This window comes from Brevundimonas vesicularis (assembly GCF_027105095.1).
GTDB classification, from domain to species: Bacteria; Pseudomonadota; Alphaproteobacteria; order Caulobacterales; family Caulobacteraceae; genus Brevundimonas; species Brevundimonas vesicularis_E.
The window spans coordinates 1,699,563-1,720,731 of record NZ_CP114278.1; the positions used below are offsets into that span (position 1 = coordinate 1,699,563).

Consider the following 21,169-nt stretch of genomic DNA (forward strand, 5'->3'; position numbering starts at 1 on the left):
CTCAGGCAGGCCCCGACGGCTCACGCTGGATCGGGGCCTGTCGCATTGCGGCGTCAGACACGAACGGATTGGTCCGTCGCTCTTCACCAAAGGTGGAGATCGGCCCGTGGCCGGGCACAAAGGTGACGTCGTCGCCCAGCGGCCAGAGCTTTTCAATCACTGAGCGGATCAGGGCGGGCGGATCGCTCATCGGGAAGTCGGTGCGACCCACTGACCCCTTGAACAGAACGTCGCCGACCTGAGCGAATCGCGCCGCGCGATTGAAGAAGATGACGTGCCCGGGCGTGTGGCCTGGACAATGGCGCACGTCCCAGGTCGTTTCTCCCAACGATACTGTGTCGCCGTCCTCCAGCCAGCGGTCCGGCGTGAAGGGGCGAGCGTCGGGCAGGCCGTACATCCGGCCGCTCTCCACGATTCGGTCGATCCAGAACTGGTCGGCCTTCTGGGGCCCAGTGATCTGGACGCCGGTTTTCTCCTGCATTTCGGCCGCGCCGCCCGCGTGATCCAGATGGCCGTGGGTGATCCAGATCTGATCCAGCGTCAGGCCGCGCCGCGTGACCTCGCCCAGAACTGCATCGACCGAACCGCCAGGATCGATCACGGCGGCCTTATTGGTCGCGGTGCACCAGACGGTCGTGCAGTTCTGTTGAAGCGGGGTGACGGGCGTGACGAAGACGCCGATGGGGGAGGCGGGTTGGCTCATTTCGTCAACATAGCCACGCAGAGGCCGCGAAACCACCGGCTCTGACCACGCCCGCGTTGACCTTTCGGGCCCTTCTCGACATAAGGGCGGGCTTCGAGGTGCCGCTCCACACGGGGCGGCCTTCTTGCTTTATCCATTCCGCGCCGGCCGTCTCGATGGCTCATGCGCCCCAGAGCGTCAGAATCCCGACCATGCAAGTCGTCGAAAAGTCGAACGAAGGCCTCAGCCGCGTGATCGCGGTCACCATTCCCGTGGCGGAGCTGAACGAAAAGCTCGAAGCCCGCGTCAAGGAAGTCGCCCCGCAGGTGAAGCTGAAGGGCTTCCGTCCGGGCAAGGTGCCGGTCGCCCACGTCAAGAAGACCTTCGGCCGTGAGTTCATGGGCGAGATCATCAACGCCGAGCTGAACGAAACCAGCCAGAAGGCGCTCGACGAAGCCAAGATTCGTCCCGCCGCGCCGGCCGAGATGAAGCTGACCTCGGACATGGACAAGGTCATCGCCGGTCAGGAAGACCTGGCCTATGAAATGTCGCTGGAAATCATGCCGGACTTCGAGCCGGTCGATCCCAAGACCCTGAAGCTGGAGCGCCCGACCTATGAAGCGTCGGACGCCGATCTGGACGAGGCCCTGACGGAACTGGCCGGTCAGGCCAAGACCTACGAAGACAAGAAGGGCAAGACCGTCAAGGCCGCCGAGGGCGACCAGCTGACGATCGATTTCCTGGGCAAGCTGGACGGCGAGCCCTTCGAAGGCGGCGCCGCCGAGGACGCGGACCTGGTGATCGGCTCGGGCCGATTCATCCCCGGCTTCGAAGAGCAACTGACGGGCGCCAAGGTCGGTGAAGAGAAGACGATCGAGGTCACCTTCCCCGAGAACTATCAAGCCGCCCATCTGGCAGGCAAGAAAGCCACCTTCGACATCAAGGTGAAGGCCATCAAGGCTGAAGCCGAATCCAAGATCGACGACGATTTCGCCACCCGCATCGGTCTGGAGTCGCTGGACAAGCTGAAGGAACTGCTGAAGTCCAACCTGGACCAGCAGTACGCCGGCGCCGCCCGCTTCAAGCTGAAGCGCGCCCTGCTGGACCAACTGGACGAGGCCCACGACTTCCCGCTGCCGCCGAAGATGGTGGACGCCGAGTTCGACGGCATCTGGCAGCAGGTCGAGGCCGACAAGACCGCTGGTCGTCTGCCGGAAGAAGACGCCGCCAAGTCGGACGAAGACCTGAAGGCCGAATACCGCAAGATCGCCGAGCGCCGCGTGCGTCTGGGCCTGGTGCTGGCCGAAATCGGTCGCGCCAACAACGTCCAGGTCACCGACCAGGAACTGAACGCCGCCATTCTGCAGGAAGCCCGCAACTACCCGGGTCAGGAACAGGCCGTTCTGAACTTCTACCGCCAGAACCCCAACGCCGCCGCCCAGATGCGCGCGCCCATCTACGAAGAGAAGGTCGTCGACCTGATCGTGGGCGTCGCCGACGTGACCGACAAGCCGATCACGAAGGAAGAGCTGCTGAAGGAAGACGACGAAGGCTGATTGTTTTCAGGGGGGATTGGCGATGACGGGTTTGGCGACTTTGGCTGCTGCCGCGGCGTTGGTCCTTCCCCAGTCGTCGTCCGATCCTTCCCCGGTCGTTCTGCCCGATATCGTGGTGCAGAGCACGCCTGTTGAGACGCAGGCCAAGGCATTTGTCGCCGCCGTTTCGGCGCCGTTTCCGCAGGCGACGCTCGCACGCTGGAACCAAGCGATCTGCCCCGCTGTGGTTAATCTTGAACGGGGCTTGTCGTCGATCATCTCAGATCGCCTTAGAGACGAGGCGAGATCGCTGCGCGTTCGCGTCGGTGACAGAGCGTGTCGCGCAAATGTCATCATTGTCGCGACGGACGCCGCTGACCTGACAGCGCAGGGATTGGTCCGGGATGATTTTCGAACCTTCCATCCGGGCGATAGCGGAACGGATTTGGGCCGGTCGGCGCTGCGCCGCTTTCAAAATTCTGATGCGGCTGTTCGTTGGTGGCATGTGGCGATGCCGGTCAGTGATGATACCGGCAAGCTTGCAATCGCATTGGATGGCGAAGCCCCGCCAGTTGTTGCAGACCGTGTCGTCACGCGATTGCGTGCGAACATACGCTACGACATGGCGTGGGTGATCATCGTCATCGATGTCACGAAGACAGCCCAAGTACCCGCGTCAAGCTTGGCCGACTATATTGCGATGGTCGCTCTGGCGCAGATTGACCCTCAAGCAGATTTTACGGCGCACGACACCGTGCTCAAGCTCTTTGCGCCCGGCGCCGCACTTCACGGCATGACCGAATGGGATCACAGCTATCTGAGCGCCCTCTATGATGCCGACGCCAATGCCGCAAACTTTGCGTCGCAGAAGGACGACATGGAGCGATCGTTGGCGGATGGCTTGCGGCGTCGGCGATCCTTGGATGAGGAATAGCACTGCTGCGCCTTGCGCGGTGGCGTTAGCGACGCGATATCTCGTGACAGACAGTGCGGCACGTGAGTCGCAGAAGGCCCGAATGAGGCCGTATTACGAGAAGGCTATATGCGCGATCCGATCGAACTGATGAACATGAACCTGGTGCCGATGGTGGTGGAGCAATCCAGCCGCGGCGAGCGCTCTTTCGACATTTTCTCGCGTCTGTTGCGCGAGCGGATCATCTTTCTGACGGGACCGTTCGAGGACGGTATGGCGTCGCTGATCTGCGCTCAGCTGCTATTCCTTGAATCGGAGAACCCGAAGAAGGAAATCAGCATGTATATCAACAGCCCCGGTGGTCAGGTGACCTCGGCGCTCGCGATCTACGATACGATGCAATACATCAAGAGCCCGGTTTCGACCGTCGTCATGGGGATGGCGGCTTCGGCCGGCTCGCTGATCCTGACGGCCGGCGCCGCAGGCCAGCGGATCGCCCTGCCGAATGCGCGGGTCATGGTGCACCAGCCGTCGGGCGGTTTCCGGGGGCAGGCGTCGGACATCGAACTGCACGCCGCCGACATCCGCTACACCAAGCGTCGTCTGAACGAGATCTATGTTCACCACACGGGCCGGACCTATGAGGAAGTCGAAAAGACTCTGGACCGCGACCACTTCATGTCGGCCGAGGAAGCCAAGGCCTGGGGTATCGTTGACCACGTTTACGATCGCCGCGAACAGGCCGACGCCGATGGCGTGAAGACGCCCGGCAACTAAGACAGCCTTCGAATGACGAAAGGGCGCGCCCGTCGCGGCGCGCCCTTTTCATTTTGTGCTATCGGAACCGCTATGCAGTTCACACGAGATCAAAGCGGCACGGTCGATGTCGATGGCGAAAGCTACGTCTGGGAGCTTCGTCGCCAACCTCAGCCCAAGGGCGGCAATGTCTGGGAGGGCATGGCTGTCTCTCTTCGGCACGTCGACTTCAAACGCGAAGCGATCGTACAGTTCCCACCGCCGCTTCGCCCTAGCGGCCGGCCGGACGTGGAAAAGCAGCGCGTCAATGTCGACGCAGTGCGCACGGCGGTCGCCTCGGCGATCGAGGCCGGCTGGGATCCGACCTCGCGCGGCAAGGCGATGGTTTTCGACGTGGACGTCGACGGGAACTGAGCCTTAGGGCTTCTGGCGAAAGACCCTGAAGCCCGGCTGCTGCGCCATCGCCAGCATCTCGGTGTCGCCCGAGGTGTCGCCGTAGGCGGCGGTCAGCGTCATGTCGTCGCCATACGCAGTTTTCAGCCGCCGCACCTTCTCCTCGCCCCGACAGTTGGGGCCGACGAAGTCCCCGGTGATTCGGTCATCCACGTCGAAGACGAACTCGGTGCCCAGCAGGGCCTCTGCCCCCAGCTTGCGGGCGAAGGGCGCGACGGTTGTCGTGGGCGACGCCGTCACGATGACACGGTGTGCGCCGCGTTCGCCCCAGGCGTTCCAGACTTTAAGTGCATCGGGACGCATGAAGCGCGGCCAGATTTCTTCCGCAAACTCTGCGGCTTCCGCTTCCAGCGTCTGACGGTCCACGCCGTGCAAGAACTCCCGCACGGACGCCGCCTTGATCCGGCCCCTGTCGCGATCCTTGGCGTAGGCGGCGAGGGCAGGAGCCAGCTTGACCAGCCCGAGCGCCCAGGCGCCCGGACCGACGCGCCAGCGCAGGAATTCGGTGAAGCTGTCGCGAATCGTCAGTGTGCCGTCGAAATCGAAGGCGACGATGGCACGTCCATTCGCCGCGGACTGGCGTAAATCCTGCACGATACCCATGTCAGACATTCGCCTTGATCCCCGTCGACACTGATCCATTCACGCACTGCAACAATCCCGTGTCGCCTTCGGGGTTGTCGCGGAACGTGTGATGGGTGATTGTCATTTTTTGAAGACCTTTGCGTCCAGAGTGCTGGAATCAACGTGAGGGAAGCGCGTTGCGGGCCATTTCGGTCCGCCCCGCGGGAGTGAGATAAGGGTCTATGACCAAAGCAGCCGGCACCGACGCCAAAAGCACCCTGTACTGCTCGTTCTGCGGAAAGAGCCAGCACGAGGTCCGCAAACTGATCGCGGGCCCGACCGTGTTCATCTGCGATGAGTGCGTCGAACTGTGCATGGACATCATCCGCGAAGAGCACAAGATCGGCTTCAAGAAGACGACCGACGGCGTACCCACGCCCAAGGAAATCCGCGATGTCCTGAACGACTATGTCATCGGGCAGTCGCATGCCAAGAAGGTCCTCTCGGTCGCCGTCCACAACCACTACAAGCGCCTGAACCACGCGACGAAGAACAACGACGTCGAACTGGCCAAGTCCAACATCATGCTGATCGGGCCGACCGGCTCGGGCAAGACGCTGCTGGCGCAAACGCTGGCGCGCATCATCGACGTGCCCTTCACCATGGCTGACGCCACGACGCTGACCGAGGCCGGTTATGTGGGCGAGGACGTCGAGAATATCATCCTGAAGCTGCTGCAGGCGTCCGACTACAACGTTGAGCGCGCCCAGCGCGGCATCGTCTACATCGACGAAATCGACAAGATCAGCCGCAAGTCGGACAATCCGTCGATAACCCGCGACGTGTCGGGCGAAGGCGTGCAGCAGGCCCTGCTGAAGATTATGGAAGGCACCGTCGCCTCCGTGCCGCCGCAAGGCGGCCGCAAGCATCCGCAGCAGGAGTTCCTGCAGGTGGATACCGCCAACATCCTGTTCATCGTCGGCGGCGCATTCGCGGGCTTGGAGAAGGTGATCTCTGCACGTGGAGCCGGCGCCTCGATCGGCTTCGGGGCCCAGGTCAAGGAAATCGACGAGCGTCGCACGGGCGATATTCTGAAGGGCGTCGAGCCGGACGATCTGATGCGCTTTGGCCTGATCCCGGAGTTCATCGGCCGTCTGCCGGTTCTGGCGACGCTGGAGGACCTGGACGAGGCCGCCTTGGTCACCATCCTGACCGAGCCGAAGAACGCGCTGGTTAAGCAGTACAAGCGTCTGTTCGAGATGGAGAATGTCGAACTGACCTTCACCGACGACGCCCTGATCGCCGTCGCCAAGAAGGCCATCACCCGCAAGACCGGCGCGCGCGGCCTGCGCTCGATCCTCGAAGGCATTTTGCTGGAGACGATGTTCGAACTGCCAACTTTCGAAGGCGTCGAAGAGGTTGTCGTCAACGCCGAGGTCATCGACGGCAAGGCCCAGCCCCTGCTGATCTACTCGGAAGCCTCCAAGAAGAAGGCGGACGGCGCCGCCTAATCACGCGGTCGACCTGAAATGACGAAGGCCGGAGCGAGATCGCTCCGGCCTTTTTCGTGTGGATGATGTCGCGCCTTAGATGACGCTACTTTATCGGTGCGTCGATCAGCACGGCCGGGGTGACGGGTTTGCCCGTAGCCTGGGCGACCAGTTCTGCGGTGCGCGTCTCGATCACGCCTTCCAAACGGACGAGGAACTCGTCCTTGGGCAGGCCGACGGGGATCGGGTCGAGAAACTCCAGCGTCGCCGTGCCGGGGTGTTTTTCGTACTTTTCCTGGGGCCAGAAGAGGCCGAGGTTGGTGGCGAGCGGCACGACGGGCACGTCGAAATCGCGGTACATGTGCCAGACGCCCGAGCGGTATTTGTATTTCTTGCCGACAGGCGCGAGGTGCCCCTCGGGATAGATCAGGATCTTGCGGTTCTCGGCGCGGGCCTCGGCGGCGCGCATGGCCAGGGCCTTCCGGGCTTCATGGCCGCCGCAGGAGTTGACCACGATGGCGCCCAGTTTCTTGAGGACGCCGCCCAGCAGAGGAAACTTTTCCAGGTGATCGCCGGTGACGAAGGCGATGTCGTCGAACTGGTCATAGGTCACAAAGCCGTCGCCCCAGCTTTGATGCTTGGAGGCGATGATGAAGGCGCCCTCGGGCAGTCGATCCTTGCCGCGAACGTCCAGCTTGATGCCGGCGAAGACCTCCATGGCCTGGACCATTCGCTTCACATAGCGGCGGATGACCCAGCTGGCCGGGCCGCGCCCGGGAGCCAGCGCGGCGAAGGCGGCGGTCAGCCCGTAGCCGATCGACAGGATCCAGTAGGCGACATTGAAGGCGAAGCTGCGCATGGAGAGACTATGGCAGAAAGCTTGGCCTTTTCAGGTCTAAGCCGCCTTTTCCAAGATGGCGGCTTGCGTGATGCAGTTTCGACCTGCGCGCTTGGATTCGTACAGGGCGGCGTCGGCCCGTTCGAGCAGACTGGCGGCGGTTTCGCCCTTTTGGCGCTGAGCGAAGCCGGCCGAAACCGTCACCGAGCCGAGGTCGTCATTGGTCGAACGGCGACGCAAAGCACGTGAGGCTATATCATGGCGTATGCTCTCCAGCGCCGCCATGACAACGCCAGCGCCCTCACCGGGGAAGATGATGGCGAACTCTTCGCCGCCGAATCGCGCGGCGAATCGGGTCTTGCCGCAGACATTGGACAGGACCGTGGACACATAGCGCAGGACCTGGTCTCCGGTCTGATGTCCCCAAGTGTCGTTGAACCGCTTGAAGTGATCGATGTCGAGGATGGCCAAGCTGAGCGGAGAGCCGTCGTCCTCTGCGCAGGCGGCCTCTAGTTGTTCATCGAACGCCTTGCGGTTCGCCAGGTTGGTCAGGGCGTCGGTCATAGCGTCGCGCCGCACCTGTTCCAGGTTCTCGCGCAGGCGGATGACCTCTCTATTTGAGTTCTCCAGCCGCTTTTCGAGAATCGCCGTCTCTCGACGCACGCGGTTGGTCGCAGTCGACAGTCCGCCGACCAGGTCTTTCAAAGAGGAGGGGTCATCGACCGTTTCCATGCATTGAGAGGCGTCGGCGAGGGTTTCGCCATAGTCGTGCTGGGTCTTGTGGGCCGTGGCGATAGCGCTGGCGACGCTGGCCAGTTCGCGGTCCAGAACGGCACCGACGTCGCGGATCTGATCCGGCAAGCGTCCGCGTGGGAGGAACTCGGCGGCCAACATTTCTGACGTCTTGTCGGTAATGGCGGTCGACTGCGCGAGCAGGCGCTGGATTTCCTGGGCCAGAGGGCCGTCGGGGTCGCTGATGTAATGCAACCAGAGTTCGAAGTTCAGCGGGGTCGGCCAGACACCGGCCTTTTCCATCTCGCCGATGACGTTGCGCGCCAAAGCATAAGCTTGAGGAGCTCTTAGCGCCGTCTCGACCTTTTTCGACATTCTTGTTCCCCTGAGGCTCTCTTCTGGAGCCGTGTCGGGGCGCACACTAGGGGATGTTCCGTAATGCAGAGTAAACAGCGCAGCCTTCGCTGCGCCGTTATGTACGATTTCAGGCGCGGATGACGACCGGTCGACGCAGGAAGGCGGGGATATCGTCGCCGAACCCACGCACACCCTGACGTTGAGCGTCGATCTTGTCGGCCTTGCGATCGCCGCGACGGTCCGATTGCAACAGGTGCGGTTCACGATCGGCGCGCGCGGGGCGCGGAGCGCGAGCCGTCTCGTCGGGTTCGACGGTCGCCTCGGGCTCGATAGAGGCTCTGGCTGCGGCTGCGGGAGCTACGACTTCGACCGGCGCTTCAGGGCGGGCCTTCCGACGACTGCGGCTGCGCGGCGGTTCGGCCTCTTGAGACGAAGGCGCAGCGGTGACGGGAGCGATGTCGACAGGCTCTGCGGACGGGGTGGCCGCACTGGTTGTGCGCGACCGGCTGCGACCGCGCTCGCCCGAGCGCTTGTCATCCCGGCGAGGGCCGTCCTTGATCGCGGCGAAGTCGATGCCGTCCAGAACCAGCTCTTCCGGATCCTTCTTGATCAGCTTGAGCACCTTATCCAGCGACTTGTCGTCGGCCGGCGTCACGATCATGAAGGCCTGACCCAGCTTGCCTGCGCGGCCGGTGCGGCCGATGCGGTGGACGTAGTCGTCGGCGTGGTGCGAGACGTCGTAGTTGAAGACGTGGCTGACGTCCGGGATATCCAGGCCGCGCGCGGCGACATCTGAGGCCACTAAGATCTTCAGGGCCCCCGAGCGGAAGTCCGCCAGGGTCTTCATCCGGTGCGACTGATCCAAGTCGCCGTGGATCGGCGCGGCGTCGAAGCCGTGGGTCTTCAGCGACTTGGCGACGATATCGACTTCGGATTTGCGATTGCAGAAGACGATGCCGTTGCGCACGTCCTCACGACCGACCAGCGCTCGTAGAGCGGTCCGCTTGGCCTTGGGGTCCGAGGTCGGGATGCGGACGATATATTGGGTGATGGTGTCGGCGGTCATCGCCGGACGCGAGGCCTCGATCCGGGTCGGATCCTTAAGGAAGGCGGTCGTCAGGCGCGTGATCTCCGGCGGCATGGTCGCCGAGAAGAACAGGGTCTGGCGGCGCGGCGGCGTCAGTTTGAAGATGCGCTCGATGTCGGGGATGAAGCCCATGTCTAGCATCCGGTCGGCCTCGTCGACGACCATGATCTCGACGCCGGTCAACAGCATCTTGCCGCGTTCGAACAGATCCAGCAGACGGCCGGGCGTGGCGATCAGGACGTCGACGCCCTTGTTCAGCGCCGCGACCTGGTCGCCCATGGAGACGCCGCCGATCAGCAGGACCCAGCTCAGCTTGGTGCCCCTGGCGTATTTGGCGAAGCTCTCGGCGACCTGGTCGGCCAGTTCGCGGGTCGGCGCCAGGACGATAGCGCGCGGCATGCGGGCGCGGGCGCGGCCGGTGGACAGGCGATCGACCAGGGGCAGGGTGAAGGCGGCGGTCTTGCCGGTGCCGGTCTGGGCGATGCCGAGCACGTCACGGCCGGCGAGGGCGACGGGGATCGCCTGTTCCTGAATGGGCGTGGCGGTCGTGTAGCCGGTGTCGGCGACGGCCTGAAGGGTCGTGGGCGAAAGGCCCAGTTGGGAAAATTCGGTCATGAATCCTTGGGAGAGAAAGCGTCTGCGTGCATAGCAGCGACGGAACCGCCCCTCTTTGGGCGAGCGGGCGGCGCGGATCGCAGACCTGTCCCGAGGCTGGAGGCGATATAGAAGTCCCTGCGTCAAAGTCAAGTATTCTCGATATTCCGCCGCCTGAGCGCGTCGGAATAAATTCCCATGGCCAAGGTTGCTTGCGCTTGACTCCGAGGGTGGCGCGAGCGGCATATAAGGGAACAAAAGGAGAACTGTTTTGGGGTCCGGCCGCGGTATCGAGGCATTGCGTCAGCGCCTGAAGGCGATGGAAACGGACGGTCATCCGGCCGACGCCGTCCGCTTTGACTTGGGTCATGCAGAAGCGGACCGGCACATAGGCGGGCTTTCGAGCCATGGTTTGCACGAAATCTATGCGGCGACGACGCCGGATGCGACGGCCGCCTTGGGGTTTGCCATGGGTCTGATTCAGCGGGCGTCGAAGGATCGACCATTGGTGTGGGGCATCCAGGCCATGGCCGGGCTGGAGACCGGTCAGATTTACGGACCTGGATTGCGCGAGCTGGGTCTGGATCCCGGCCGCGTGATCCTGGTGAGTGTCAAGGAAGCCAAGGACCTGCTGGCGGCGGGTGAGGAGGCTCTATCATGCGGTGCAGCGGGTGCGGTGCTGCTTACGACCTGGGGCGAAAGCTGGGTCCTAGGCCTGACGGCGACGCGACGTCTGTCCATGGCGGCGGGGCAGGGACGGGCGACGGCGATCCTGACCCGACTGGCGGCTCAACCCCAGCCCAGCGCAGCCGAGACCCGCTGGCGCGTTCGCGCAGCCTTGTCCCAAGCCTTGGAGGCGGATGCTCCCGGCCGTCCGAACTATGGGGTCGAGTTGTTGCGGCATCGGTCGGGCGCGCCGCCGAAGGCCTGGACCATGGAATGGGATCGTGAGCGCGGGGTTTTCGAACAGGGTGGGCGCAATGCCGGACATCAACACGCGCAACGACCGGCGCTACCTGTCGGTCTGGTTTCCTCTGTTGTCGACAGATCGGCTGCGGCGCGAGGAGGGACGATCCGACGCTTCGGCTGAGCCGGCGACCGTGCTGGTCGAGAAGGTGAAGGGCGCGCTGCGGCTGGCAGCCGCAAATCGGCAGGCGTTGGAGATGGGACTGTCTGCTGGAATGACGCTGGCGGACGCGCGGGCCAGGGCGCCGGATCTTCGCGTGGTCGTGCATCGTCCGGAAGCGGATGCGGCGCTGTTGAAGCGCGTTCTGCTGGATTTCGGCCGGTTCACGCCGATGGCGGCGACGGACGGTCTGGATGGCCTGGCGCTGGATGTGACCGGTTGCGCCCACTTGTTCGGAGGCGAAATGGGAATGATGCAGGCCGTCGAGGCGCGGGCGCGTCGCGTCGGTCTGGCGGTGCGGCTGGCCATGGCCGGCACGCCGGAAGCGGCGCGTGCCTTGGCGCGGTTTGGAAGCGGTGGGATTTACGAGGGTTCGAACCAGCGTCACGCCCTGCGTCGTCTTCCCGTCGCGGCCCTGGAGCTTTCGGACAAGGAGACGCAGGCCCTGTCGCGCGCCGGGCTGAAGACCCTGGCGCATCTGGACGATCGCCCCACTGCCCCCATCGCCGCCCGCTTTGGCGCAGTGGCGGCGACCCGGCTGAACCGTGTCCTGGGGCGTGAGGATACACGGATAAGACCCGAACGGCCGATCATGATGATCGCTGTGAGCCGGATCCTGGTCGAGCCGATAACGGAAATGATCGATGTCGATGCCGTCATCGGCGATCTGCTCCTCGAGGTGATGGATCAGTTGGATTTGCGCGGTCAGGGCGGGCGCGCCTTTCGGGTTAGCTTTTTTCGTGTGGATGGGGAGGTGCGCCATATCACCGTTCGAACGGGACGGCCGAGCCGGGACGCTTCCGGCGTTCTGCGCCTGTTTCGGGAGCGATTGGCGGCGCTGGCGAAGCCGCTGGATCCAGGGTTCGGGTTTGATCAGTTGCGCCTGTCTGCGCCTGTCACCGATCGACTGGCTTCGCGTCAGGACGGCTTCGAGCGCACCCAACGGGGCGCCGAGGATCTGGGACGTCTCGTGGATCGCTTGACGGCGCGCCTGGGGCCCGAGTCTGTCAGACGGTTCGAATCTGTGGAGTCTCATTGGCCCGAGCGCGCGGTCCGACTGACCCCTGCGGCCCTGCCATCCGGCGAACAGGTCAATTGGCCAGAACCTGATCCTGTGGACCCGCCGCTGCGCCCCTTGCAGATGTTCGACCCGCCCCAACCGATCCTCGCCACGGCGGAGGTGCCGGACCATCCGCCGAACCGCTTCATCTGGCGTCGCGTGGATCATCGTCTGGTTCGGGTCGAAGGTCCCGAACGGATCGCGCCCGAATGGTGGCGCAGATTGCGGGGGCCGCTGGAGGCCACGCGGGATTATTATCGGGTCGAGGACCAGGAGGGGCGGCGCTTCTGGTTGTTCCGTTTGGGTTTTTACGGCGAGGAGCCGGCGCCACGCTGGTTCCTGCATGGCGTTTTCGCATGATCGCCTATGCCGAGTTGGCGACGCGTACCAACTTCTCCTTCCTGGAAGGGGCGTCGCATCCAAAGCATCTGGTGCTGAGCGCGATCCTGCGCGGACATACAGGCATGGGGTTGGCCGACCGCAATACCTTAGCCGGGGTGGTGCGGGCATGGAGTGCGTTGAAGACCCTGCGCCAAGACGGCTGGTCGCCGCCGGACAAGGTGCGTCAGGGCGGCGGTCCCGGCGAGACGATCCTCGTGGAGGACAAGTTTCCGGTCGATCTCGACCCAGAGACAATCAAGGCGCGAGCCGAGGCCTTCAAGCTGATCCTGGGCGCGCGACTGCGCTTCAACGACGGGACGCCGGACATTTTGGCCTATCCCGAAGATCGGCAGGGCTGGAGTCGTCTGTGTCGCCTGCTGACTCTTGGCAATCGCCGGGCAAAGAAAGGCCATTGCGAGCTGGGTCTAGGCGATCTGTTGCGAGCGCCTGAAGGCTTGCTACTGATCGTCATGCCGCCGCGTCGAACGCAGGGATTGGAATCCTTGCTCCGTCAGGTGAACGAGGCCGCTCCAGGTGCTGTCTGGCTGGGCGCCACGATGCACCGAATGGGCGATGACCGCCGAAGGCTGGCGAGGCTGAAGGCGATTGGCGCAGAGACCGTCACGCCGCTGCTGGCGGTCAATGATGTCCTCTATCACGACGTGGAACAGCGAGACTTGCAGGATGTCGTGAGCTGTATCCGTGAGGGCGTGACCTTGGAGGCGGCAGGTCGCCGTCTGGATCAGAACGCAGAACGCCACTTGAAACCGCCAGCGGAAATGAGCCGCCTGTTCGCCGACGCGCCCGAGGCGATAGCCGAGACACAGGACTTTCTGGCGCGTGTGGGCTTCGATCTTGGCCAACTCACCTACAACTATCCGGAAGAGCCAGTACCACCCGGCATGACGGCGCAGGATCGTCTGGTTTCGTTGGTGGCGACCTATGAAACCCTGAAATATCCGGATGGCGTGCCGGTCAAGGTGCGAGACCTTCTGAAAAAGGAGCTAACCTTCATCTCAAAGGAAAGGCTGGCCCATTATTTCCTGACAATCCACGACATCGTCAGATTTGCGGATGACCAGCGCATCCTGTGTCAGGGGCGGGGGTCGGCGGCGAACTCGGCCGTCTGTTACGTTCTTGGGATAACCTCAGTCGACCCCAGTGTGCACAATGTGTTGTTCGAACGCTTCCTGTCGTCGGACCGAAATGAGCCGCCCGACATCGATGTCGATTTCGAACATGAACGGCGTGAGGAGGTCATCCAGCACATCTATTCGCGATATGGTCGCCACCGCGCCGGCATAGCCGCAACCGTGATCCGCTATCGCCCGCGCAGCGCCATTCGCGAAGTCGGAAAGGTGATGGGGTTGACCGAAGACGTCACGGCGCGTCTGGCGGGAAGCCAGTGGGGCAGTTTCGGATCGGATATCCCGGATCGTCATGTGGAGCAGGCCGGGCTTGAGATCAGCAATCCGACCTTAACGCGCGCTATCGCCATGACCCGGCGGCTGCTGGAGTTTCCTCGGCATCTGTCACAGCACGTCGGCGGCTTTGTCCTGACCCAGGATCGACTGGATGAACTGGTTCCCATCGGCAATGCGGCCATGCCGGATCGGACCTTTATCGAATGGGACAAGGATGACATCGACGCGCTGCGCTTGATGAAGGTCGATGTCCTGGCGCTGGGAATGCTGACCTGTATCCGCAAGGCGTTCGATCTGCTGCTTGAACACAACAGGCAGGAGTTAAAGCTGAACACGGTCCCCGACGCCGACAGGTCGACCTACAAGATGTTGCAGGAGGGGCGGTCCATTGGCGTCTTTCAGGTGGAGAGCCGGGCTCAGATCAACATGCTACCAAGGCTGAAGCCAGAGCGGTTCTATGACCTCGCCATTCAGGTGGCGATCGTTCGGCCGGGGCCGATCCAGGGCAATATGGTCCACCCCTATTTGCGACGACGACAAGGGCTGGAAACCGTCGATTATCCATCGCCGGGCGCAGGACATGGCCATCCCGATGAGTTGAAAGACGTGCTGAAGGAGACGTTAGGCGTGCCGCTTTTTCAGGAGCAGGCGATGAAGGTCGCCATGGTCGCGGCCGGCTTTAACGACAAGCAGGCCAACGGCATGCGCAAGGCCATGGGGACCTTCAGGGGCGACGGAAACCTGAACTATTTCGGAAAACTCATGGTCAAGGGCATGGTGGCGCGGGGGTATGATCCGGCCTTTGCGGAGCGGTGCTACGAACAGATCAAGGGGTTCGGCTCCTACGGCTTTCCTGAGAGCCACGCTATTTCTTTCGCCCGGCTGGTCTACATCTCGTCCTGGATCAAATGCCACCATCCGGCGGTGTTCGCCTGTGCGCTGCTGAACAGCCAGCCGATGGGATTCTATGCGCCGGCGCAATTGGTGAGGGATGCACAGGAGAGTCCGCAGAAAGTCGAGGTGCGGCCGATCGATGTAAATCACAGCGTCTGGGACAATACGCTCGAGCCGGGCGAGCGCGGTTTGGCTCTGCGCTTGGGCATGCGACAGATCGATGGGTTCAAACAGGCCTGGGCGAACGGGATCGTCACGGCGCGGGACACGGCCTTCGTTGATGTGGAGGAGATGGCGCGACGGACGGGTGTTGAATCCGCAGCGATGCGCAAGCTGGCGGATGCGGACGCGTTTCGGTCGATGGGACTGGATCGACGCGAGGGACTGTGGGCGGTTAGGCGATTGCCGGACGATGAGCCGCTGCCGCTGTTTCAGGCGGCGCGGGCGAGAGAACTGGGAGAAGAGGCGGCGGCGAACCTGCCGATGATGCCGCTCAAGGAGCATATCTCCACCGACTATCAGACGACGCGTTTATCGCTGAAGGGGCATCCAATGCAGATCCTTCGTCCGATGTTCCGCGCCGAGCGCGTACTCAGCGTCGCCGAAGTCATGGCCCAGAAGCACGGTCGTCTGGTGCGTGCGGCAGGGGTCGTGCTGGTTCGACAAAGACCGGGCACGGGCAACGCCATCTTCGTGACGATGGAGGATGAAACGGGCGTGGTGAATGCCCTGATCTGGGCGCGGCTGTTCGAGACCTTCCGGCGAGAGGTGATGGCGGCGCGGCTGATGGAGGTGGAGGGCACGGTCGAAAAAAGCATCGAGGACGTGCTACACATCATGGTGCGAAAAGTCGTGGACCGCTCAGCTGAGTTGAGCCGGCTATCCGAAGACTATGATCTACAGGTCGAACTGTCGCGGGCGGATGCTGTGAAATACCCGCAAGCGCCGCGCAGCCTGACCGGTCGACATCCGCGCGATGTCCGTATCCTGCCGGGATCGCGCGACTTTCACTGAGACGATCACAACGAGAAACGCCGGACGGGCGAGCCGTCCGGCGATCTGCTGGATCAGAGAAGAAGTGCGATCAGCGCTTGCCGAAGATCATGTCGCCCAATTTGGCGAAGAAGCCCTTTTCCTCGGGCTTGGCGGCGGGGGCCGGCTTGGGTGCTTCGACCGGCTTGGGAGCGGGAGCCGGCGTAGGCGCGGACGCCGCAGCGGCGGGGGCAGGGGTGGCGGCAGGCTTGGGCGCGGCGACGGGTTCCGCAGGCTTGGGCGCCGCTGCGGCCGGCTTGGCGACAGGGGCGGCCTTCGGGGCGGCGGCGGGTTTCGAAGCGGCAGCCTTGGGGGCGGCAGGTTTTACCGCCGCAGGCTTTGCCGCCGTCGCCTTCGGTGCGGCCGCTTTCGGAGCAGCGGCCTTCACTGGGGTCTTGGCTGCGGGTTTGGGTGCAGCAGCTTTCGGAGCAGCCTTGGCGGCGGGGGTGATTTCCGGCTTGGCTGCGGCCTTGGCGGCGACGGGCTTAGCGGCCCCCTTGGGGGCTGCGGTTTTGGGCGCTGCAGCCTTGGGCGCGACAGCCTTGGCGGCCGCGGGCTTCGGCGCAGCCGCTGCCGCCTTTGCCGCGGCCTTGGGCGCAGCGGTTTTCTCGGCGGCGGTCTTCACGGCGCTCGACTTCGGCGCGGCTTTAGGCTTGGAAGCGGCGGTCGCCGGCTTTGGCGACGCTGGTTTAGACGTAGACGGTGACTTGGCCATGTATTCCCCGACCCCTCGGTTTGATAAAAACGCGGTGGCGACGGGCGTTCAGCACCGGCTCGCTACGATTCGCCATATTACCGGTGTTTGAAGAATGTCCGAGTCCGCACTTCAGATAATCGCACGTGGCCCGCGCGCCGCCGCAGAGGCCGCCGCAGAGGCCGTAGACGCCGATCCGCGGCTGGAAGGCGCGACCTATTCGATCCTGGAAGAGGACGAGGACAACGACGTCTGGCGCATCGACGCCTTTCCCACGACCGATGACGAGGTCGAGGGGCTGAAGGCGGTGCTGGCGGGCTATCCGGTGACGGTGCTGGTCGAGAAGCTGGCGGACGCCGACTGGCTGGCCATGTCGCTGTCGGGTCTGCCGCCGGTCGAGGCCGGACGGTTCTTCGTCTACGGCGCACACGATCAGGGCAAGGTGCCCGAGGGCCGCGTCACGCTGAAGATCGACGCCGGCGCCGCCTTCGGCACAGGCCACCATGGCACCACGGTCGGCTGCCTGGAGGCGTTCGACAAGCTGCTGGAGACCGAAAGCTTCGAGAAGGTGCTGGACGTGGGTTGCGGCACGGGCGTGCTGGCGATCGCGGCGGCCAAGACGGGCACGCCCATCGCGGTCGGCACCGACATCGACGAGCCCTCGGCCCGGATCGCCAATGAGAACGCCGAGATCAACGAGGCCAAGTGCGACTTCTACTTCGCGGATGGTCTCAGCGATCCGCGCATCGCCCAGCATCAGCCGTATGATCTGGTGTTCGCCAACATCCTGGCCGCGCCGCTGGTGCATCTGGCGCCCGAGATCGGGGCGGCGCTGAAGACCGGCGGTGTCGCGATCCTGTCGGGCCTGCTGCGCACGCAGGAGGAGCGGGTGCTGGAGGCCTATCTGCCGCTGGGCTTCACGGTCGAGCAGACCATCCATCACGACGCCTGGAGCGCCCTGCAACTGCGCAAGGGCTGAAGATCGATCATGCGCCAGACTTTCGACGAGACGACCGACCCGTCCTTTGGGGCCAAACACCTGCCGCTGCTGCGCGCCGAAATGGCCAAGCAGGGGCTGGACGGGTTCCTGATCCCGCACGAGGACGAGCATCAGAACGAGTATCTGCCGGACGCCAATGAGCGTCTGGCCTGGGCGACGGGCTTCACCGGTTCGGCCGGGGCGGCGGTGGTGTTCCAGGATCGCGCCAGCATGTTCACCGACGGCCGGTACACCGTTCAAGTGAAGGCCCAGACCGATCCGACCCTTTTCGAGCGGCGCGACCTCAATGACGTGGCGGCCTATCTGGAGACGGCGGCGAAGGGGGCGGTGATCGGTTATGATCCGCGTCTTCACAGCCCGGATGCGCTCGTGGCCCTTAAGGCGGCGGCGCAGAAGGCGGGGGCCGAGTTGCGGGCCGTGGACGCCAATCCGCTGGACCTGGCCTGGGGCGCCGATCGTCCGGCCCAGCCGACGGCGCCGGTCGTGCCGCACGAGGACGTCTATTCCGGTGAGACCCACGGGTCCAAGCGGGCGCGGATCGGCAAGGCCGTGGCGGACGCGGGCGCCGACGCGGTGGTGCTGACGGCGCCGATGTCGATCGCCTGGCTGTTCAATGTGCGCGGCGGGGACGTGATCCGGTCGCCTCTGCCGATCGGCCAGGCCATTCTGGCGGCGGACGGCAAGGCGCGGCTGTTCCTGGACCCGGCCAAGGTGACAAATGCTTTGCCGGGCTGGCTGGGCGACGATGTTCGCATCGAGGCGACCGAGCAGCTGCCGGCTGCGCTGGACGGGCTGTCGGGCCAAAAGGTCATGATCGATCCATCGCTGTCCTCGGCCTGGTATTTCGACCGGCTGGACGCGGCGGGCGCGACGGTGGTGCGGGCGATGGACCCCTGCGCCATTCCCCGGGCGGCCAAGAATGCGGTGGAGATCGAGGGCAGCCGTCAGGCGCATATCCGTGACGGGGCAGCGCTGAGCCGTTTCCTGCACTGGGTCGATACGGTGGTGCAGGAAACCCTGCCCGACGAGCGCGAAGTGGTCGAGGCGCTGGAGCGGTTCCGCGAGGAGACCGGGGCGCTGAAGGACCTGAGCTTCGACACCATCGCCGGGGCCGGGCCGAACGGGGCCTTGCCGCATTACAAGCCGGTGGGCGCCAGCATTCGCAGGGTCGAGAAGGGCTCGCTGCTGCTGGTGGACGGCGGCGGCCAATATCTGGACGGCACGACCGATGTGACCCGCGCCATGGCGGTGGGCGAGCCGAGCGAAGATCAGCGCCACAAGTTCACCTTGGTGCTGAAGGCGCATATCGCCATGGCGACGATCCGTTTCCCGGCGGGGACCAGCGGCATGGCGCTGGACGCCATTGCGCGGGCGCCGATGTGGGCGGCGGGGCTGGATTACGATCACGGCACCGGCCACGGCGTCGGCAGCTATCTGGGGGTCCACGAAGGGCCGCAGCGGATCGCGAAATGGGGAACGTCCCAGCCGCTGTTGGAAGGAATGATCCTGTCCAACGAGCCCGGCTATTACCGCGAAGGCCACTGGGGCATCCGCATCGAGACCCTGCAGGTGGTGACGCCGGCGGTGGTCCCCGAGGGCGGCGAGCGGCCCATGCATGGGTTCGAGCAGCTGACGTTCGCGCCGATCGACCGCAAGCTGATTTCGGTCGAGATGCTGACGCCGGACGAGCGGGCCTATGTCGACGCCTATCACGCCGAAACGCTGGCCAAGGTCGGGCCGTTAATGGATGGCGAGGCGCTGGACTGGCTGAAGCGGGCCTGCGCGCCGCTTTAAGGGGCGGGTGAGGGCGCCGGGGGCGCGCTGGGACAGTGGCGCATCTGGGTGACGGGGCAGGCAAGGTCGGCGAGCGCCGCCTTTGTCGCCTCGTAGCCAATGGCGACGGGGCCGTCGTAGGTCTTCCAGTCGCGAATATCGCTGCCGGCGACCTGGGGCAGGATCAGGACGTCGGCGTCGGCGCGCGACTGCGTCATCTCGACGTCGGTGGTGATGGTGGCCGAGCGCATCAGGATCGAGACGATGGGCGGGCCGGCCTTCCAGGCGCCGGACAGGACCCATTTCCACCAGGACGGCGGATTCTCCAGCGCCTGGGGATCGACGCCGCGCGTCTGGGACATATCCACGCCGATGATGGGGCCGCTGTTCAGCTGGCGCATCACGCTGGTGGGGAAGTTCTTCAGAACGGCGCCGTCCACCAGCACCTGACCATCCATCACGACCGGCGGCAGGACGCCGGGGATGGCGATGGAGGCGCGCATGGCCCGACGCATCAGGCCGGTGCGGTGCGCCTCGATCCGGCCCGAGGTCAGGTTCGAGGAGACGGCGAAGAAGGGCAGGGCCAGGTCCGCCAGGTCGATGTCGCCGTAAGCTTGCTCCAGCAGACGGGCGACCTTGCGGGCGCGGGACATGGCGATGATCGGCACGGCTAGGTCCGACAGCGGATCGGACTCGACGAAGGCGCGCCGAATCTCGAAATCCAGCCGCTCGTAGGACCAGCCCAGGGCCGGGCCGGCGGCGACGACCGCGCCCATGGAGGCACCGCCCGCGAAGTCGATGGGCACCTTGGCCTCTTCCAGCGCCCGGATCGCGCCGATGTGGCAATAGGCCCGAGCGCCGCCGCCGGACAGGACCAGGCCGACCGCCGTGCCGGTGACGACGCGGGCGATCCGCTCGGCGTCGGAGGCCACGCCCTCGACGCAATGGAACCAGCGATCGGGCTGCAGCGCATCAAGCCAGACGCGGGTGTTGGCCGGATGATGCATGCGCGGATCGCGCAGCAGGATCAGGTCGGTCAGGCGGCGGCCGTCGCCGAAGCCCTGGCGGCGCGGCACGGCGGACGGCGGCGCCAGAAGGCCGCTGCCGACGATGAACATCCGGTCCACCTGACGCGCGCACAGACTGGCCCAGGCGGGCTGATCCTGTTCGGCGACATAGAGGACATAGTCGTGGTCGCCCTCCACCCGGCTGAACCATTCGGACGCTGAGGCCAGGGCCGACTGGTCGATGACCTGACAGGTGAAGCCCATGGCCTGGATGGCGGCACCGATGCGTTCGACGAAGGCGCGGATGGGGCGGGGACGGGCCGAGACGAAGCCGAAGACGCTGGGCTCGGATGCGCCGGCGGTGCGTTCGCGGGCGCGGTGGATCATCAGCCGCGACAGTTCGACCATCAGGTCCGGTTCGGTGCGGGCGGCCTCGAAGAAGGCTTCGCGCGGCAGGGCCAGGATCTCGCTGTCGCGCAAGGCGACGACGGTGGCGGTGTGCGGGGTGCCGGCCAGCATGGCCATTTCGCCCACCGGCTCGCCCGCCTTGACCACGCCCAGCATGTGCGGCGGCTGATCCGCCTCCATCCGAAACACGCCGAGCCGGCCGGAGCGGACCAGATACAGGGTATCGGCCGGATCGCCCTGGGTGAACAGCGGCTCGCCGCCGGTCAGGGCAAACCAGCTGGCCCGGTCGACCATGCGACCTTCGAAGATGCGCGCGAGCGAGGTCGCCAGCGTGTCGGGGCGAAGCGTGGCCATGGTCCTTTTGTAGGC

At 64.6% G+C, this 21,169-nt stretch carries 17 protein-coding genes; 10 read left to right on the top strand and 7 right to left on the bottom strand.

What is annotated here, in order from left to right:
* Nucleotide 1 precedes the first annotated feature (1 nt).
* On the bottom strand, nt 2-703 hold the full coding sequence (locus tag O2K97_RS08420; protein ID WP_269218907.1) for an MBL fold metallo-hydrolase: 702 nt from the start codon (nt 701-703) through the stop codon (nt 2-4).
* 191 nt (nt 704-894) lie between these two features.
* On the opposite strand from O2K97_RS08420, the gene tig reads away from it, so the two are divergent.
* The 4 genes from tig (at nt 895) to O2K97_RS08440 (ending at nt 4,300) form a co-directional block, all read left to right on the top strand.
* On the top strand, nt 895-2,238 hold the full coding sequence (gene tig / locus O2K97_RS08425; protein ID WP_084375310.1) for a trigger factor: 1,344 nt from the start codon (nt 895-897) through the stop codon (nt 2,236-2,238).
* Nucleotides 2,239-2,260: 22 nt separating this feature from the next.
* The gene (locus tag O2K97_RS08430; RefSeq protein WP_269218908.1) at nt 2,261-3,151 is read left to right on the top strand and encodes a hypothetical protein; all 891 of its coding nucleotides are present in this window, start codon (nt 2,261-2,263) and stop codon (nt 3,149-3,151) included.
* A 108-nt stretch (nt 3,152-3,259) separates the two neighbouring features.
* Nucleotides 3,260-3,907: an ATP-dependent Clp protease proteolytic subunit gene (locus tag O2K97_RS08435; protein ID WP_017506180.1), complete on the top strand. Its 648-nt coding sequence runs from the start codon at nt 3,260-3,262 to the stop codon at nt 3,905-3,907.
* Between the two features lie 72 nt (nt 3,908-3,979).
* Nucleotides 3,980-4,300, top strand: coding sequence for a hypothetical protein (locus O2K97_RS08440; protein ID WP_269218909.1), 321 nt, complete (start codon nt 3,980-3,982; stop codon nt 4,298-4,300).
* A 3-nt stretch (nt 4,301-4,303) separates the two neighbouring features.
* On the opposite strand, the gene O2K97_RS08445 is transcribed toward O2K97_RS08440, so the two are convergent.
* Nucleotides 4,304-4,951 (bottom strand): HAD-IB family hydrolase, encoded by a 648-nt coding sequence (locus tag O2K97_RS08445; protein ID WP_269218910.1) that lies wholly within the window; start codon nt 4,949-4,951, stop codon nt 4,304-4,306.
* A gap of 194 nt (nt 4,952-5,145) precedes the next feature.
* On the opposite strand from O2K97_RS08445, the gene clpX reads away from it, so the two are divergent.
* Nucleotides 5,146-6,414 (top strand): ATP-dependent Clp protease ATP-binding subunit ClpX, encoded by a 1,269-nt coding sequence (clpX, locus tag O2K97_RS08450; protein ID WP_112861865.1) that lies wholly within the window; start codon nt 5,146-5,148, stop codon nt 6,412-6,414.
* Nucleotides 6,415-6,499: 85 nt separating this feature from the next.
* Here clpX and O2K97_RS08455 read toward each other — a convergent pair whose 3' ends face one another.
* The 3 genes from O2K97_RS08455 to O2K97_RS08465 form a co-directional block, all read right to left on the bottom strand.
* Nucleotides 6,500-7,252, bottom strand: a complete 753-nt coding sequence (locus O2K97_RS08455) for a lysophospholipid acyltransferase family protein (RefSeq protein ID WP_269218911.1) — start codon at nt 7,250-7,252, stop codon at nt 6,500-6,502.
* A gap of 36 nt (nt 7,253-7,288) precedes the next feature.
* Nucleotides 7,289-8,338: a GGDEF domain-containing protein gene (locus O2K97_RS08460; RefSeq protein ID WP_026108573.1), complete on the bottom strand. Its 1,050-nt coding sequence runs from the start codon at nt 8,336-8,338 to the stop codon at nt 7,289-7,291.
* Nucleotides 8,339-8,447: 109 nt separating this feature from the next.
* The gene (locus O2K97_RS08465; protein ID WP_269218912.1) at nt 8,448-10,022 is read right to left on the bottom strand and encodes a DEAD/DEAH box helicase; all 1,575 of its coding nucleotides are present in this window, start codon (nt 10,020-10,022) and stop codon (nt 8,448-8,450) included.
* 250 nt (nt 10,023-10,272) lie between these two features.
* Here O2K97_RS08465 and O2K97_RS08470 point away from each other — a divergent pair, with 250 nt between their 5' ends.
* From O2K97_RS08470 to O2K97_RS08480, 3 genes are read left to right on the top strand one after another with little or no spacing between them, the layout of a single operon-like run.
* Nucleotides 10,273-11,091: an ImuA family protein gene (locus O2K97_RS08470; protein WP_269218913.1), complete on the top strand. Its 819-nt coding sequence runs from the start codon at nt 10,273-10,275 to the stop codon at nt 11,089-11,091.
* Nucleotides 10,982-12,547, top strand: a complete 1,566-nt coding sequence (locus O2K97_RS08475; protein ID WP_269218914.1) for a Y-family DNA polymerase — start codon at nt 10,982-10,984, stop codon at nt 12,545-12,547. The genes O2K97_RS08470 and O2K97_RS08475 overlap by 110 nt, the downstream gene beginning before the upstream one ends.
* The gene (locus tag O2K97_RS08480; protein ID WP_269218915.1) at nt 12,544-15,900 is read left to right on the top strand and encodes an error-prone DNA polymerase; all 3,357 of its coding nucleotides are present in this window, start codon (nt 12,544-12,546) and stop codon (nt 15,898-15,900) included. The genes O2K97_RS08475 and O2K97_RS08480 overlap by 4 nt, the downstream gene beginning before the upstream one ends.
* A 70-nt stretch (nt 15,901-15,970) precedes the next feature.
* Here the strand turns inward: O2K97_RS08480 and O2K97_RS08485 are convergent, their stop codons facing one another.
* Nucleotides 15,971-16,543 (bottom strand): hypothetical protein, encoded by a 573-nt coding sequence (locus tag O2K97_RS08485; RefSeq protein WP_269218916.1) that lies wholly within the window; start codon nt 16,541-16,543, stop codon nt 15,971-15,973.
* A 184-nt stretch (nt 16,544-16,727) separates the two neighbouring features.
* Here O2K97_RS08485 and O2K97_RS08490 point away from each other — a divergent pair, with 184 nt between their 5' ends.
* Entirely contained in the window at nt 16,728-17,591 is an 864-nt protein-coding gene (locus tag O2K97_RS08490) for a 50S ribosomal protein L11 methyltransferase (protein ID WP_184278022.1), read from the top strand.
* Between the two features lie 9 nt (nt 17,592-17,600).
* The gene (locus O2K97_RS08495; protein WP_269218917.1) at nt 17,601-19,406 is read left to right on the top strand and encodes an aminopeptidase P family protein; all 1,806 of its coding nucleotides are present in this window, start codon (nt 17,601-17,603) and stop codon (nt 19,404-19,406) included.
* On the opposite strand, the gene O2K97_RS08500 is transcribed toward O2K97_RS08495, so the two are convergent.
* Nucleotides 19,403-21,154 carry a patatin-like phospholipase family protein gene (locus O2K97_RS08500; RefSeq protein WP_269218918.1) on the bottom strand — a complete coding sequence of 584 codons (1,752 nt, stop codon included), beginning with the start codon at nt 21,152-21,154 and terminating at the stop codon, nt 19,403-19,405. The two genes, O2K97_RS08495 and O2K97_RS08500, sit on opposite strands and share 4 nt — an antisense overlap.
* Nucleotides 21,155-21,169 lie beyond the last annotated feature (15 nt).